The organism is Bacteroides xylanisolvens XB1A (genome assembly GCF_000210075.1).
In the GTDB taxonomy this organism is placed as follows: domain Bacteria; phylum Bacteroidota; class Bacteroidia; order Bacteroidales; family Bacteroidaceae; genus Bacteroides; species Bacteroides xylanisolvens.
Genome location: NC_021017.1, coordinates 4,763,835 through 4,778,833, shown reverse-complemented (window position 1 = coordinate 4,778,833; position 14,999 = coordinate 4,763,835). Strand labels below are relative to the sequence as shown.

The following is a 14,999-nucleotide window of genomic DNA, read 5'->3' as shown; positions in this document are numbered from 1 at the left end:
TTGAAGCTGGTCTTGCGCATTGGATTCCCATGCGTCCATGAACGGTGAAAGGTAGTTTTCCAGTTCGGGATAACTGGTTAAAATTGTAAACGTGTCGGCATATTTCTTGTTCAGAAATTCAATGGCGTGCGGGAATGTACAATACTTTCCACCCTGATATATTTTCAAAAACCATATTATAGAAGCAAGTAAAATAATAGGACTTTCCACAAAGAAATCCCCTTGCTTGGTTATCCAACTGCGGTTCAAATTTAACATGATTGTGTAACTGGCTTCGTATGCGTCCGATATGTCCGTCATAAACGCCGGATTTATCGGGTTACATCGGTGGCTCTTACGTGGGTCATCAAAATTGATTATGTAAAATTTGGGCTTCACCTTGTACCCGTCCGAATGGTTAAGCAAATGATTGTAGGCTATCTCCGAAAGGTCGGGAAATTTGTAGTCATACAGATACATTGCGAAGCCCTTTTCTATTTGCTGTTTGATAAATTGGTTTACGACACAAAAAGACTTCCCACTGCCCGGATTTCCAACAACGATGCACGCACGAAAAATTGCTACAACGTTTATCCATCCATCGTTCCACTTCTTTTTATAGTAGAAACGAGAACGAAGATTTACGGAATATTCGTTTTCTATCAGGCGTGTTTCCTGTGCGAAACTTTCATTTTCTAAATTAAACACATCATCCAGCAGGTTATTTTTCAACAGGCGGGAAATCCACACTCCGGCAGCCAATAACGAAAGATACCCGGCTGTCATGGTAAAGATATACAATGCCGTGTTTGCCGCCAGTGGCAACGGTAAAACCAATAACCACCAGTTCAGGAAGAACAGGATAAAACCGATTGTCAGGAATACATAAATCTTGTTCCATGTGATTTTTTCCTCTTTCACTCCCTTTGTACCCAAACAGGAAAGCGCAAGGAATACCACTGAAAAAAGTTTGGTATATAGGATATTGGAGAACAGCCCGGCGGTACGCTGGAAGTTCAACAGGATTTTATCGACTACCCCGATATTGATACCCCACTGCCGGAACGACTGGTAACAAAACCAGTAAATGTTTATCACTACAAATAAAATACTGATTGCCCGCATAAAGTCCATGACCTTTGCAAGTCCTCTTAAATCATCTTCATTCTGCATAATTGAAATTTTTATATTTATTAAATACGTCTTTGTTTCTTCTTCTTTTTCTTCTTGGGTGGTGGAACTTGGCTGTTATCAGGTGGCGTATCATTCCCACCGGATAAAAGGCTGAACAGTCCCGCAATGGCTTTTCCTGTATTTTCAAGATGTCCGGTCGGGTTATATTCCGGTTTTTGTTCCTGCGTTTCCTGTTTGCTGTTTCCCGACAAAGTACGGGAGCCGGAAAACAGGTCGTTGAACACATTGGCGGAAAAGTCCTTTCCCAACCGTGAACCGTTCAGGACGGTACGGTTTTCGTGGTCGATGAATGTTACACCGTATATCCTGCCTGTATCGTTCTGCCGGAAAAGAACGTCTATACCTTTCCTTTTCAGTTCTTGTTCCAGTTCCTTACGGCTATGGGCGGATTTCATCACTGCGCCGACCGTCCGGCGGGTACGCTCTTTCAGGTTCTTGTCCTGAATGTCTTTTGTGGATTTCTTGATGTGTCGCTGGATGGCTTCGTAACCTACCGACTTACCCAAAGAGGATGATTTGAACGGGTTGCCTTGTTTTTCCCCTTTGTCATTGGTTGCCGAATAGACAATGCCGTTATAGGGTTTGCCGTTCACTTCCCCTTTCACTTCTTCTGCCTGTACATTATATATAGATAGCAACGCTTTGTATTCCGTGAAACTTTGGAAACGGTAGCTGCTGGCAAGGGCTTTCACCGTATTGGATAACTGGTACTTTACGTCCCCTGCCCGGTAGTCCACCTTTTTAAGTTCGGGGCGGTCGGCTGCCTGTTTCTTCTCTGCCGGATGCAGCCCGTACTTCTGTTCCAGTTCACGGGTGATTTGTTTGCTGCGGATATGCTCGAACTTGTCGTTTATCTTTTTGCCCGTATCATCCACCCGGATGGAAACGATATGTATATGATGCCTTGCAATATCTTCGTGCTTGTAAACCATATACGGCTGGTTGCCGTACCCCAACTTATCCATATATTCTTTGGCTATATCCGCAAGCTGGCTATCGGAAAGTACATCGTCCGGGTGCGGGTTCAGGGAGATATGGATAATCGGCTTTTCCGTTTTCAGGTCTGCGGGCAGGTGCATATCGAAACATTCCATACAACGCCGGATGCTGAAATTTCCGTCCTCACTTTCAAACATACGGTTACTTAAAAGTACCTTTCCCTGTTCTTCGTCCACCTTGTTTTGGTTGTAAGAAAGTGCACCGAACAGGGAACTGCCTACGCTTATCTTTGCAACCATCTTGTTTCAAATTCACGGGTCAGTTCAATAATTTGGCGGTTCAGGTCGGCAAGTTCTATCGTTGCCTTTTCCAGTTTATAGAGAAAAGCGAGTGCTTTCTTCTCCGAAAAATTGGTATTGAGAGCCTTTACCACCTGATTATAATTCACGGCTATACCCCTGTACTGGGAATATAAAGCGGTCAGCCGGGTATAATATTCTACCGCCGCCTTGTCGATTTTAATCACTTTGAACGGTTCGCCAAAGATGCGGGCGGTGATAAAATGCGCTTTGGTGCGCATACCCGACTGGTCGAACAATGCCAAAAAGCGGGCGTGGTCTATCGCATTGAAGCTGATAGAGTACCGGAACACTGCCGGGTCTGCTTTGGGCTTTCGTCCTGCGCCACCCGGACGGGGCGCATTTTCATTTTTCTGTTTCATGTTTCATTTCTTTAAAGGGTTACGACTTCGGAGTGACCCTATCCCGGCTTCGTCCGGGCAAGGCGTTCAAAGCTGCTGAAAGAATTTCAAGCTGCTTAGAACACACCTTGCTATTTGCCAGTGCAAATAAAAATCCGCCTACGGACGGATTGGAGTTAGCGGATATTGGAACGCTCCCGGCGGCGGGGGCTTGGTTAGCCTGACCGATACCTTTCGGTTGCAAAGTAACGGGTATTAAAAATGCTGTGAAATAGCGGGTTATAGGACAAATGAGGACAAACGGGGACATTTGAGGACACATCTCGAAAGGGGTTGTTTTTCTATGTTTATTTGTCCCGGATTTAAGAAAGATAGCAATATGGATAGATGGAAATATAGAACGGAAAGCGGACGGAAAGAAAGCGGTTTTGAAAACTTGAAAACAAGATTTCAAGATTGCAATCTTTCAAGAAAGCAGGAAAGCAAACCGGATGGAATGATTGAAAGAAAACTGTCATTCAATCGGGAAAGCAAACTTTCTGCAAAGAAAACAAGCTGTCTTTGCAGAAAGATAACAAGAAACAAGGAAAGAGAAAAAGAAGTCATTCCGGCTTTCGAGCTTTCAACATGGAACGAAAGAAAACCATCCGTCAATCTGTACGGATGGAATGAAATAAAGATGTATCACAAAAAAGAATTATTACAATGAAGAAAGAAACCTTGTATGTGGCTTTCTCCACCCAAAAGGGCGGGGTCGGCAAAACAACATTCACCGTTTTGGTAGCAAGTTATCTGTATTATCTCAAAGGGTATAACGTGGCGGTCGTGGATTGCGATTACCCGCAGCACAGTATCAGTGCCATGCGCAAACGGGATGCCGAACAGGTGAACGGTGACGATTATTACAAACAGCTTGCTTTCAGCCAGTTCAAAACACTGGGAAAGAAAGCGTACCCGGTGTTGTGTAGTTCACCGGACGAAGCGATAAAAACGGCGGATGAATTTCTTGCGTCTGCCGGGTCGGATTATGATGTGGTCTTTTTCGACCTGCCCGGAACGGTGAACAGTGAGGGTGTTATCAATTCGCTTTCAGGGGTGGACTACATTTTCACTCCCATAGCCGCCGACCGGGTGGTATTGGAAAGCAGCCTTTCCTTTGCGGTAGCTATCAACAAACTGCTGGTAAAGAATGAAGCGTGCCGACTGAAAGGGCTGCACCTGTTTTGGAACATGGTAGATGGGCGGGAAAAAACAGACCTGTACACCCTGTATGAACAGACCATCGGGGAACTGGAATTACCCCTTATGAAAGTATTTATCCCGGACACCAAAAGGTTTAAAAAGGAACTGGACGCACAACGTAAAACCGTGTTCCGTTCTACGCTGTTCCCGGCGGACAAACGGCTGGTAAAAGGCAGTAACATAGAAGAACTGATAACCGAAATCGCATACCTTATAAAACTGTAACGATATGGCAAAGCAAAGCGGCGGGAAACCGCAAATTGACGAGGATTTTATGAAAGAGATTATTTCACAGGGCTTGCCCGTGAAAAAACAGGAAACACCATTGGTAACAGTGGAAACACCGGATAAGCCGGAAACAGTGAATAAGGAAGAAATCAAGGCAGAACCTAAGGAAGAAAAGGCGGTGAAAGAACCTGCCCGCCGGAAAAAGAACACTCCGGGCGATTACCGGGAAACCTATTTCATGCGGGTGGACTTGACCGACCGACAACCGTTATATGTCAGCCGTACCACCCACGAAAAGCTAATGAAGATAGTAACTGTTATTGGCGGACGCAAGGCAACCGTCAGCAGCTATGTAGAAAATATCCTGCTCCGTCATTTCGACCAGTTTCAGGACGAGATAAACGAACTGTACGAAAGCAAATTTGAAAAGCCGTTTTGATATGTTGAAATGGTTTATTATCGGAACACTCCTGTATTACGCCGTTCTCTTATGGCGATACAGGGATAGCTTGGGAACATGGTTCACGGGTGGGAAAAGAGAGCCGGAACAGCCCAAAAACAAACCGACCGTGAAAGCCGGAAACGGTGATTGTCTTGTAGGTGCAAGCCGTTACCGTATAGGACAAATGAGGACAAACGGGGACATATCAGGACACCTTTCAAAAGGGGTTGATAATGCTTCTATATTTGTCCCGCAAAGCGATGAAACGGTAACTGAAACACCTGCTGCGCAAGCGATTGAAACCGAATTTGAAATGGAATTTGAAACGGAAGATGCGGAAGAAACGGACGTTTCGGCGGATGAAATCGAAGCGGAAGAAATCGCCTGCTACATGGGTGACGGTGAACCGGAAATGGCACAGGGTATCACGTTGGGTGAGCTGGCGCAAATGGTACAGGTCATTCAAATAAAACAAGCGTCCGACACAGAGGAACGGCAAGCCGTTCAAACCATCTGCCGGACGGAAACAAACCTGTTTCATTCGCTGGTGGAGCAGATAAACGGGGGCAGGTCACGGGTAGCGGAACTTTTACAAAAGCATGAGATACCCGTGCCCGCCACCGTCCCGGTTGCCGGAAGTAATGAAATGGCAGATTTTGACATGAACGATTTTCTTTAATGGTAAACTTTAAATAATAAGATGATGAAACAAAAAGATTACGGTTAAACAAACCTTTCCGAACATGGGGAACATTCCCCACAACCACAAAAATATCAATTATTAATCACTCCGCCGGGCGGACTATCCAACCGTCCGGCAATTTAAAAATCAATGTATTTATAATGAAAAAGAAAGTTCTCTTTTCGGCAGTCGCTCTATTGGCTGCATCCGCTACGTTTGCACAAGGTAACGGCATGGCGGGTATTACAGAAGCTACCAACATGGTAACGTCCTATTTCGACCCGGCAACAAAATTAATTTACGCCATCGGTGCGGTGGTGGGCTTGATTGGCGGCGTGAAAGTATATGGCAAGTTTTCTTCGGGCGACCCTGACACCAGTAAAACGGCGGCTTCGTGGTTCGGTGCTTGTATCTTTTTGATTGTCGCTGCCACTATCCTACGTTCATTCTTCCTCTAAAGAAATGGACTATGGCAGACTATCCGATTAACAAGGGGATAGGCAAGCCAGTTGAGTTTAAAGGGTTGAAAAGTCAGTATCTTTTCATTTTTGCGGGCGGGCTGTTAGCCCTGTTCGTGCTTTTCATCATCATGTACATGGTAGGCATTAACCAGTGGGTGTGCATCATCTTCGGCGTTACTTCGGCAACGTTGCTTGTATGGCTCACATTCCGGTTAAACGAAAAGTACGGGACACACGGGTTAATGAAATTGTCCGCACGCAAAAGCCACCCTTTCCATATCATCAACCGAAAAGCCATATCCCGATTATTCCATTTAAAACAAGCATCGAAATGAGAAATATATTAAAAGCTACTACGCTGGAAAACAAGTTTCCACTGTTCACGGTGGAAAACGGGTGCATCGTTTCCAAAGACGCCGACATAACGGTGGCGTTCCGGGTGGAACTGCCGGAACTGTTCACCGTCACGGCAGCCGAATACGAAGCGATACATTCCGCTTGGAACAAGGCGGTAAAGGTGCTGCCCGATTACAGCATCGTTCATAAACAGGACTGGTTCATCAAAGAAAACTATGCGCCTGACATCCAAAAGGATGATTTGAGTTTCCTTTCCCGTTCCTTTGAACGGCATTTTAATGAAAGACCGTTCTTAAACCATACCTGCTATTTGTTTCTGACGAAAACGACAAAGGAACGTAGCCGGATGCAGAGTAATTTTTCTACTCTTTGCCGGGGCTTCCTTGTCCCCAAAGAGATAAAGGACAAGGAAACGGTTACAAAGTTCCTCGAAGCGGTGGGGCAGTTTGAAAGCATTATGAATGATAGCGGTTTCATTACCCTTACCCGCCTGACTTCGGACGAAATCACCGGGACAAAGGAAACGGCGGGTATCGTGGAAAAATACTTTTCACTCTCACAAACAGACACTACCACATTGAAAGATATTCAACTGAACGCCGGAGATATGCGTATAGGTGACGATATTCTTTGTTTGCATACTCTTTCGGATGCGGAAGATATGCCGGGCAAGGTGGGAACTGATACCCGCTATGAAAAGCTATCCACCGACCGGAGCGATTGCAGATTATCTTTTGCTTCTCCGGTGGGCGTGTTGCTCTCCTGTAACCATATCTATAACCAGTACATCTTCATTGACGACCATACGGAGAACCTGAAACAGTTTGAAAAGATGGCTCGCAATATGCACTCCCTTTCCAAATACAGCCGTGCCAATCAGATTAACAAGTCTTGGATAGAGGAATATTTGAACGAAGCACATTCACAGGGGCTTATCTCCGTGCGATGCCATTGTAATATCATGGCATGGAGTGACGACCGGGACGAACTCAAACACATTAAAAATGATGTGGGGTCACAGCTCGCACTTATGGAGTGCAAGCCACGTCATAACACCACCGACACACCGACCTTGTTTTGGGCGGGCATACCCGGCAATCAGGCGGACTTCCCGGCGGAAGAAAGTTTCTACACCTTTATTGAACAGGCTCTTTGCCTATTCACCGAAGAAACGAACTACAAAAGTTCGCTTTCTCCCTTTGGTATCAAGATGGTGGATAGGGTCACAGGAAAGCCGTTGCACATTGATATTTCAGACCTGCCAATGAAAAAAGGTATCATTACCAATCGCAACAAGTTCATACTTGGACCGAGTGGTAGCGGCAAATCATTCTTCACCAATCACATGGTGCGCCAGTATTACGAACAAAATGCGCACGTCCTGCTGGTTGATACCGGAAACAGTTACTTAGGATTGTGTGAAATGATAAACCGGAAAACGCACGGGGAAGATGGGATTTATTTTACCTATACTACTGAAAACCCGATAGCGTTTAATCCTTTCTATGTGGAAGATGGGGTATTCGATATTGAAAAGAAAGAGAGTATCAAAACGCTTATCCTGACCCTTTGGAAAAGGGACGATGAAGCACCCACACGGGCGGAAGAAGTGGCTTTGTCAAACGCCGTAAGTTCCTATATCGAACTGATTACTAAGGATAGTTCGGTTACTCCCTGCTTCAATACATTCTATGAATATGTGAAAAATGACTACCGGGCGCACCTGCAAGAAAAGAACGTCCGGGAAAAGGATTTCGATATAGACAACTTCCTGAATGTATTAGAACCTTACTACAAAGGGGGCGAATATGATTACCTGCTGAACTCCGACAAGGAGCTTGATTTGCTGCATAAACGCTTCATTGTCTTTGAGTTGGATAATATCAAAGACCACAAAATTTTATTCCCGATTACTACGATTATCATCATGGAAGTATTTATTTCCAAAATGCGTAAACTAAAGGGTATCAGGAAATTAATATTGATAGAAGAAGCGTGGAAAGCGATTGCATCGGCGAATATGGCGGATTACATAAAATATTTATACAAAACCGTTAGAAAGTATTTCGGCGAAGCGATTGTAGTTACCCAAGAGGTCGAAGATATTATTTCCTCGCCCATTGTAAAAGAGAGTATTATAAACAATTCTGATTGTAAGATACTGCTCGACCAAAGGAAATACCTTAATAAATTCGATAGCATACAGAACCTTTTGGGACTGACCGATAAGGAACGTTCACAGATGCTTTCCATCAACCTTGCCAATCATCCGAACCGGAAATACAAGGAAGTTTGGATAGGCTTAGGCGGTACACAATCAGCCGTATATGCTACCGAAGTGAGTTTGGAAGAATATTTTACATACACCACCGAAGAAACGGAAAAGATGGAACTATTCGCCTTGTCCGAAAAGTTGGGCGGTAATCTCGAACTTGCTATCAAACGGCTTGCCGAAAGCAAGCGCAATCCCGAAAAATAATCAATTAACAATTTAAAATTCATTCAGTATGAAACATTTAAAATTCTTGTTTCCGGTGCTGTTATGCACCTTGTTACTGGGGCTTTCTTCCTGTAAGGAAACGAACGCCGACCGTCTTAGGGCGATGCGTGGCGACTGGGAAAGCGTGAAAAACCGTCCGGCGTTTACTCTCTTTGAGGAAAACGGGCATTACCGGGTAACGACCTATCGAAAGACCTACCGGGGGACTATCCAAACGGAAACCTATCAGATTTCAGAACAAGACGGAAACCTGTTCATCGAAACGGGGTTGTCCGTCCTGCTGACTTATGACAAAGAGAATGACCGGATTCTGCTTTCTCCCGGCGGAGAATATAAACGGAGTAACCAACCAATAAAGAAGTAAGCGTATGAAAACAAAGATTATAATGCTGCTCGTAGTATGCAGCCTGTTTGTCGGAAAGGTAAACGCACAGTGGGTGGTGAGTGACCCCGGCAACTTGGCGCAAGGGATTATCAATGCGTCAAAGAACATCATTCAGACTTCTTCGACCGCACAGAATATGATAAAGAATTTTCAGGAAACGGTAAAGATTTATCAACAGGGAAAAGATTATTATGATGCCTTAAAATCAGTGCATAACCTTGTCAAAGATGCCCGGAAAGTACAAAAGTCTATCCTGCTTATCGGTGAGATTTCCGACATCTATGTGAACAGTTTTCAGAAGATGCTTTCGGATGAAAACTACACGCCGGACGAACTTTCCGCCATTGCCTATGGCTATACCCAACTGTTGCAGGAAAGTTCCGATGTGCTGGAAGAAATGAAAAGTGTGGTGAACATCAACGGGCTTTCCATGTCGGATAAAGAACGGATGGACGTTATCGACCGGACGTATAACGCCATCAGGAACTACCGGGATTTGGTGAGTTATTATACCCGCAAAAATATTTCCGTTTCCTACCTGCGGGCGAAAAAGAAAAAGGACACTGACCGGGTAATGGCTTTGTACGGTTCGGCGGATGAACGTTACTGGTAACTTCTAAAAATAAGTAGTATGTTATTAGCAATCGAATTTGATAACCTGCATCAGATACTCCGTAGTTTATACACGGATATGATGCCGTTATGCGGGAACATGGCGGGGGTAGCCAAAGGAATAGCGGGACTGGGGGCTTTGTTCTATGTGGCTGCCAAAGTATGGCAGTCGCTCGCCAGTGCCGAACCGATAGACGTTTACCCTTTGCTCCGTCCTTTTGTGATTGGTTTCTGTATTATGTTCTTCCCCACATTCGTACTGGGTACGATTAACAGCGTGATGTCGCCAGTAGTCAAGGGGTGTAACAATATGCTCGAAACGCAAACTTTCGATATGAACGCCTACCGGGAACAAAAGGACAAACTGGAATATGAAGCGATGGTGCGTAATCCGGAAACGGCTTACCTTGTTTCGGATGAAGCGTTTGATAAACAGATTGACGAATTGGGATGGTCTGCCAAAGATATTGCCACAATGGGCGGTATGTACATGGATAGGGCAGCCCACAATATCAAGCAATCCGTCCGGGACTGGTTCAGGGAATTGTTGGAACTGCTCTTTCAATCGGCAGCCCTCGTGATAGACACTATCCGAACCTTTTTCTTGATTGTCCTTGCCATACTGGGTCCGATAGCCTTTGCCATCAGTGTATATGATGGCTTTCAGGCGACACTGACCCAATGGATAACAAGGTACATTTCCGTTTACCTGTGGCTACCCGTTTCAGACCTGTTCAGTTCCATTCTTGCCCGAATACAGGTGCTTATGCTCCAAAAGGATATTCAGGAGCTATCAGACCCCAATTTTGTACCCGATAGCAGCAATTCAGTGTACATAATCTTTATGATAATCGGTATCATCGGTTACTTCACCATCCCCACCGTATCGAACTGGATTATTCAGGCGGGCGGAATGGGCAACATGAGCCGGAATATAAACAGTGCAGCCAATAAAACGGGCAGTGGCGTTGGTGCGGTAGCCGGAGCAGCCACCGGGAACGCTGGCGGCAGGGTCGGCGGTAAACTAATCAAAGGTAATCAATAATTAAAAATCAAGATGGAATTTAAAAGTTTAAAGAACATTGAAACCAGTTTCAAACAGATACGTCTTTTCGGGATTGTGTTTGTCGTTATGTGTACCCTGATAACGGGGTATGCCGTTTGGAACTCCTACACGTTTGCCGAAGCGCAACGGCAAAAGATTTATGTGCTGGACGGTGGCAAATCGTTGATGCTTGCGCTTTCGCAAGACCTGACACAAAACCGTCCGGTCGAAGCAAGGGAACACGTGAAGCGTTTTCACGAACTCTTTTTCACGCTCTCACCGGATAAGAACGCTATCGAAAGCAATATCAAACGGTCGCTGTTCCTCGCCGACAAGAGCGCATTTAACTATTACCGTGACCTCTCGGAAAAGGGATATTACAACCGTATCATTTCGGGCAATATCAGCCAGACCATACAGATAGACAGCGTTTCATGCAATTTCGATGTGTACCCGTATGCGGTGGCTACCTATGCCCGCCAAATGATTATCCGTGAAAGCAGCGTGACGGAAAGAAGCCTTGTCACCCGTTGCCGGTTATTAAACGCCGTAAGAAGTGATAATAACCCGCACGGCTTTATGATGGAAAGTTTCGAGATAACGGAAAACAAGGACTTGAACACCATAAAGCGGTAAGCCATGATACGGAAAATTCTCTCTCCGGTGAATCAGGCAATTACCCATGTGCAGGACTGGGCGGATGAAAAACTCCGCCGCCTGTGCGGGCGCATGACACCGGAAATAAGGCTGGCGGTAATCCTGCTTATGCTCCTGTTCTTCGGCGGGCTATCCATCTACTTTACGGTATCATCCATTTACCGGATAGGAAAAGAGGATGGCGAAACCATACGGATAGAACACATCAGGCAGTTGCAGTTACAAAGTAAAGACAGTACGAACATTTTTAATCAGTCAGACAATGGAAGAAAAAGAAGTGAAGAATGAAGTTCCCACACCGGAAACGGCAAAGGGAAAAGAACCTGAAAAACAGGGAAAGGAAAAAAAGGAACTGACCCCACAGCAGATACAGCAACGAAAAAAGATGCTGGTTTACCCGCTTATGGGACTGGTTTTCTTAGGGTCTATATACCTGATTTTTGCACCGTCCGATAAGGACGAAGCAAAGGTGGAAAACGTGGGCGGATTTAACGCCGATATTCCGCAACCCAAAGGGGACGGGATAATCAGCGATAAAAAGACCGCCTACGAACAGGAACAAATGGAGAACAAACAGGCGGACAAGATGCGCTCCTTACAGGATTTTGCCTTTTCGCTCGGAGAGGAAAACGGGAACGGGGAAGATTTGACCCTGATAGATGATGCTCCGGCAGAAAAACCGAAAACCAATGTAATAGACTTCGGGGCGGGTGCGCCGAACAATAGCCGTTCCTCTATCCAATCTTCGGCGGCAGCTTACTGGGACATGAACCGTCAGTTAGGCAGTTTCTACGAAACGCCGAAAGAGGACAAGGAAAAAGAGGAACTGAAACGTCAGGTGGAAGAACTCACTGCCCGGCTCGATGCGAAAGAAAGCGGTGCGGGCAACATGGATGAACAGGTTGCACTTATGGAAAAGTCCTACGAACTGGCGGCAAAGTATATGAACGGACAGAACGGGCAAAGCGTACCACCGCAACCGGGACAGATTGCACAGGTCGCACCGTCCGCACCTGTTCAGGGCAAAGGAAATGCCACACCTGTAAAATCGGTATCGGACAGGACGGTTTCAGGATTGCAGCAGCCCATGAGCAACGCCGAATTTGTCGCCGAATACAGCAAGCCACGCAATTACGGGTTTAATACGGCGGTCGGCAGTGGTTATTCGATAGGAAAAAACACTATCCGGGCGTGTGTTCATAACGACCAAACACTTATGGACGGGCAGACCGTCAAGCTCCGGCTGTTAGAACCGTTACAGGCGGGGAACGTGATTGTCCCGAAAAACAGCCTTGTTTCAGGAAGTGCCAAAGTGCAGGGGGAACGGCTCGACATACTGGTGTCCTCGCTCGAATATGCGGGTAACATCATTCCGGTGGAACTTGCCGTTTACGACAGTGACGGGCAAAAGGGGCTTTCCGTTCCCTCGTCACTGGAACAGGAAGCGGCAAAGGAAGCGATGGCGAACATCGGTGCGGGACTGGGTACGAGCATTTCATTTGCGCAAAGTGCCGGGCAGCAGGTCGCAATGGATATTACAAGGGGCTTGATGCAAGGCGGTTCGCAATACCTTGCCAAGAAGTTCAGAACGGTAAAAGTACACCTGAAAGCGAACTATCAGGTGATGCTTTACGCCAAACAACAGTAATTTATTTATCAACCATAAAAATTTCAATCCAAAATGAAAAAGTTAATTATCATGTTCGCCCTACTCTTGGGCGTGGTTTCAATGAAAGCACAAAGTAACGATTTGTATCAGGGCATTACTAAAAAGCTGCCTTACCGCCAAATGGTGACACCTTACGGCGTACAGGTGACGTTCGCCAAAACGGTACATATCATTTTCCCGTCTGCCGTTAAGTACGTGGACTTAGGCAGTAACTACATTATTGCCGGAAAAGCGGACGGGGCGGAAAATGTTGTCAGGGTCAAGGCTACGACAGAGGGCTTTCCCGGTGAAACCAATTTTTCCGTTATCTGTGAGGATGGCAGCTTTTACAGTTTTAACGCAAAATACGCACACGAACCGGAAATGCTGAACATCGAAATGAAAGACTTCTTGGAGAATGAGGACACAACGGATTTCAGCCATACCCGGATGAACATCTATTTCCGTGAACTGGGTAACGAAAGCCCGCTTTTGGTAAAGCTGATTATGCAGTCCATCTACAAGAACAATGACCGGGAAATAAAGCATTTGGGATGCAAACGGTTCGGGGTGCAGTTCTTGGTAAAGGGGATTTATTCGCATAACGGGCTGTTCTACTTCCACACACAAACAAAGAACAGTTCAAACGTGCCGTTTGATACCGACTTTATCCGTTTCAAGATTGTGGATAAGAAAGTAGCCAAAAGAACGGCTATTCAGGAAACCGTTATCGACCCGGTGCGGAGCTATAACGAGATACTGGTTATCGGCGGCAAAAGTACCGTCCGCACCGTGTACACCGTTCCGCAGTTCACTATCCCTGACGATAAGATATTAGTCATCGAACTGGTGGAAAAGAACGGGGGCAGACACCAAACTATCCGGGTGGAAAATTCGGATGTAGTGGCTGCCAAAGTGATTAACGAACTTAAAATCAAATGAACATGAAAAGGATATGTTGTATTATATCCCTTTTTGTGCTGTGCCTGACTTTCAACCAGGCACACGCACAAAGATGTCTGCCGGGAATGAAAGGCTTGCAGGTTACGGGCGGCATGGCGGACGGTGTTCACTGGAACAGTAAAAGCGATTTCGCCTATTACTTCGGGGCTGCCATGAGTACCTATACCAAAAACGGGAACAGGTGGGTTATCGGCGGGGAATACCTCGAAAAGCATTACCCCTATAAGGATTTGCAAATACCAGTCAGCCAGTTTACAGGCGAGGGCGGTTACTATCTGAATTTCCTTTCAGACCGGAAGAAAACCTTTTTTCTTTCACTGGGATTGTCCGCACTTGCCGGGTATGAAACAAGCAACTGGGGCGATAAATTGCTGCCCGATGGCTCGACCCTGACCGATAAGGACGGTTTTGTCTATGGCGGTGCGCTGACGCTGGAACTGGAAAGTTACATTACCGACCGGGTGGTGTTCCTGATTAACGCAAGGGAAAGATGCCTGTTCGGTTCTTCAGTCGGAAAGTTCCATACACAGTTTGGTATCGGTCTAAAGATAATAATGTGATAAACTAATCTATTATATATAATGTATATGAGAAAGATTATAAGCCGCATTTTGATAGGCTGCTATGTAATGGCCGCCTTGTTATTGGTGGGTGCGTGTAATGACGATGTGGATATACAGCAGTCTTACCCGTTTAGTATCGAAACGATGCCAGTGCCGAAAAAATTAAAAGTGGGTGAAACCGCCGAAATCAGGTGTCAGCTTCACCGGGACGGGCGGTTTGAGGAAACAAAGTATTTCATCCGCTATTTCCAGCCGGACGGGGCGGGAACGCTGAAAATGTCCGATGGGACGGTTTTACTGCCGAATGACCTGTACCCGCTTCCGGGTGAAACATTCCGGCTTTACTATACCTCTGCATCCACCGACCAGCAAACGGTAGATGTGTATTTTCAGGACAGCTTC

The 14,999-nt window shown here is 45.8% G+C and carries 20 protein-coding genes; 16 read left to right on the top strand and 4 right to left on the bottom strand.

Going from position 1 to position 14,999, the window contains the following annotated elements:
- From BXY_RS18420 to BXY_RS18405, 4 genes are all read right to left on the bottom strand, one after another.
- Positions 1 to 1,152 (bottom strand): YWFCY domain-containing protein (locus tag BXY_RS18420; protein WP_208946852.1); only part of this gene is annotated, 1,152 nt, incomplete at its 3' end.
- Between the two features lie 20 nt (positions 1,153 to 1,172).
- Complete coding sequence (gene mobB / locus BXY_RS18415) at positions 1,173 to 2,411, bottom strand: conjugal transfer protein MobB (RefSeq protein WP_015532623.1); 1,239 nt, start codon at positions 2,409 to 2,411, stop codon at positions 1,173 to 1,175.
- Positions 2,396 to 2,833 carry a conjugal transfer protein MobA gene (gene mobA / locus BXY_RS18410; protein ID WP_007216065.1) on the bottom strand — a complete coding sequence of 146 codons (438 nt, stop codon included), beginning with the start codon at positions 2,831 to 2,833 and terminating at the stop codon, positions 2,396 to 2,398. Before mobA ends, mobB begins: the two co-directional genes overlap by 16 nt.
- 19 nt (positions 2,834 to 2,852) lie before the next feature.
- The gene (locus tag BXY_RS18405) at positions 2,853 to 3,122 is read right to left on the bottom strand and encodes a hypothetical protein (protein WP_232304445.1); all 270 of its coding nucleotides are present in this window, start codon (positions 3,120 to 3,122) and stop codon (positions 2,853 to 2,855) included.
- 69 nt (positions 3,123 to 3,191) lie between these two features.
- On the opposite strand from BXY_RS18405, the gene BXY_RS18400 reads away from it, so the two are divergent.
- The 16 genes from BXY_RS18400 to BXY_RS18325 form a co-directional block, all read left to right on the top strand.
- The gene (locus BXY_RS18400; RefSeq protein WP_105100255.1) at positions 3,192 to 3,521 is read left to right on the top strand and encodes a hypothetical protein; all 330 of its coding nucleotides are present in this window, start codon (positions 3,192 to 3,194) and stop codon (positions 3,519 to 3,521) included.
- A complete protein-coding gene (locus BXY_RS18395) occupies positions 3,518 to 4,279 on the top strand; it encodes a ParA family protein (protein ID WP_011107109.1) in 762 nt (253 codons plus the stop codon). The genes BXY_RS18400 and BXY_RS18395 overlap by 4 nt, the downstream gene beginning before the upstream one ends.
- A 4-nt stretch (positions 4,280 to 4,283) precedes the next feature.
- Entirely contained in the window at positions 4,284 to 4,721 is a 438-nt protein-coding gene (locus BXY_RS18390) for a DUF3408 domain-containing protein (protein ID WP_011107108.1), read from the top strand.
- Between the two features lies 1 nt (position 4,722).
- A complete protein-coding gene (locus BXY_RS18385; protein ID WP_011107107.1) occupies positions 4,723 to 5,403 on the top strand; it encodes a hypothetical protein in 681 nt (226 codons plus the stop codon).
- A 164-nt stretch (positions 5,404 to 5,567) separates the two neighbouring features.
- The gene (locus BXY_RS18380) at positions 5,568 to 5,864 is read left to right on the top strand and encodes a DUF4134 domain-containing protein (RefSeq protein WP_011107106.1); all 297 of its coding nucleotides are present in this window, start codon (positions 5,568 to 5,570) and stop codon (positions 5,862 to 5,864) included.
- 11 nt (positions 5,865 to 5,875) lie between these two features.
- Positions 5,876 to 6,202, top strand: a complete 327-nt coding sequence (locus tag BXY_RS18375; RefSeq protein WP_011107105.1) for a DUF4133 domain-containing protein — start codon at positions 5,876 to 5,878, stop codon at positions 6,200 to 6,202.
- Positions 6,199 to 8,703, top strand: a complete 2,505-nt coding sequence (locus BXY_RS18370) for a TraG family conjugative transposon ATPase (protein ID WP_011107104.1) — start codon at positions 6,199 to 6,201, stop codon at positions 8,701 to 8,703. The genes BXY_RS18375 and BXY_RS18370 overlap by 4 nt, the downstream gene beginning before the upstream one ends.
- 28 nt (positions 8,704 to 8,731) lie before the next feature.
- A complete protein-coding gene (locus BXY_RS18365; RefSeq protein WP_011107103.1) occupies positions 8,732 to 9,088 on the top strand; it encodes a DUF3876 domain-containing protein in 357 nt (118 codons plus the stop codon).
- Positions 9,089 to 9,092: 4 nt separating this feature from the next.
- Entirely contained in the window at positions 9,093 to 9,722 is a 630-nt protein-coding gene (locus BXY_RS18360) for a DUF4141 domain-containing protein (protein WP_011107102.1), read from the top strand.
- A gap of 18 nt (positions 9,723 to 9,740) precedes the next feature.
- Positions 9,741 to 10,766 carry a conjugative transposon protein TraJ gene (gene traJ, locus BXY_RS18355; protein WP_011107101.1) on the top strand — a complete coding sequence of 342 codons (1,026 nt, stop codon included), beginning with the start codon at positions 9,741 to 9,743 and terminating at the stop codon, positions 10,764 to 10,766.
- Between the two features lie 12 nt (positions 10,767 to 10,778).
- The gene (gene traK, locus BXY_RS18350; RefSeq protein WP_015532621.1) at positions 10,779 to 11,402 is read left to right on the top strand and encodes a conjugative transposon protein TraK; all 624 of its coding nucleotides are present in this window, start codon (positions 10,779 to 10,781) and stop codon (positions 11,400 to 11,402) included.
- Between the two features lie 3 nt (positions 11,403 to 11,405).
- Positions 11,406 to 11,711, top strand: a complete 306-nt coding sequence (locus BXY_RS18345; protein ID WP_011107099.1) for a TraL conjugative transposon family protein — start codon at positions 11,406 to 11,408, stop codon at positions 11,709 to 11,711.
- Positions 11,686 to 13,071: a conjugative transposon protein TraM gene (gene traM / locus BXY_RS18340; RefSeq protein ID WP_011107098.1), complete on the top strand. Its 1,386-nt coding sequence runs from the start codon at positions 11,686 to 11,688 to the stop codon at positions 13,069 to 13,071. The genes BXY_RS18345 and traM overlap by 26 nt, the downstream gene beginning before the upstream one ends.
- Before the next feature lie 33 nt (positions 13,072 to 13,104).
- Complete coding sequence (gene traN, locus BXY_RS18335; RefSeq protein WP_011107097.1) at positions 13,105 to 14,013, top strand: conjugative transposon protein TraN; 909 nt, start codon at positions 13,105 to 13,107, stop codon at positions 14,011 to 14,013.
- A gap of 2 nt (positions 14,014 to 14,015) precedes the next feature.
- Positions 14,016 to 14,594: a conjugal transfer protein TraO gene (locus BXY_RS18330; RefSeq protein ID WP_010992388.1), complete on the top strand. Its 579-nt coding sequence runs from the start codon at positions 14,016 to 14,018 to the stop codon at positions 14,592 to 14,594.
- Between the two features lie 21 nt (positions 14,595 to 14,615).
- On the top strand, positions 14,616 to 14,999 hold a 384-nt coding region (locus tag BXY_RS18325; RefSeq protein WP_208946851.1), incomplete at its 3' end, for a DUF3872 domain-containing protein.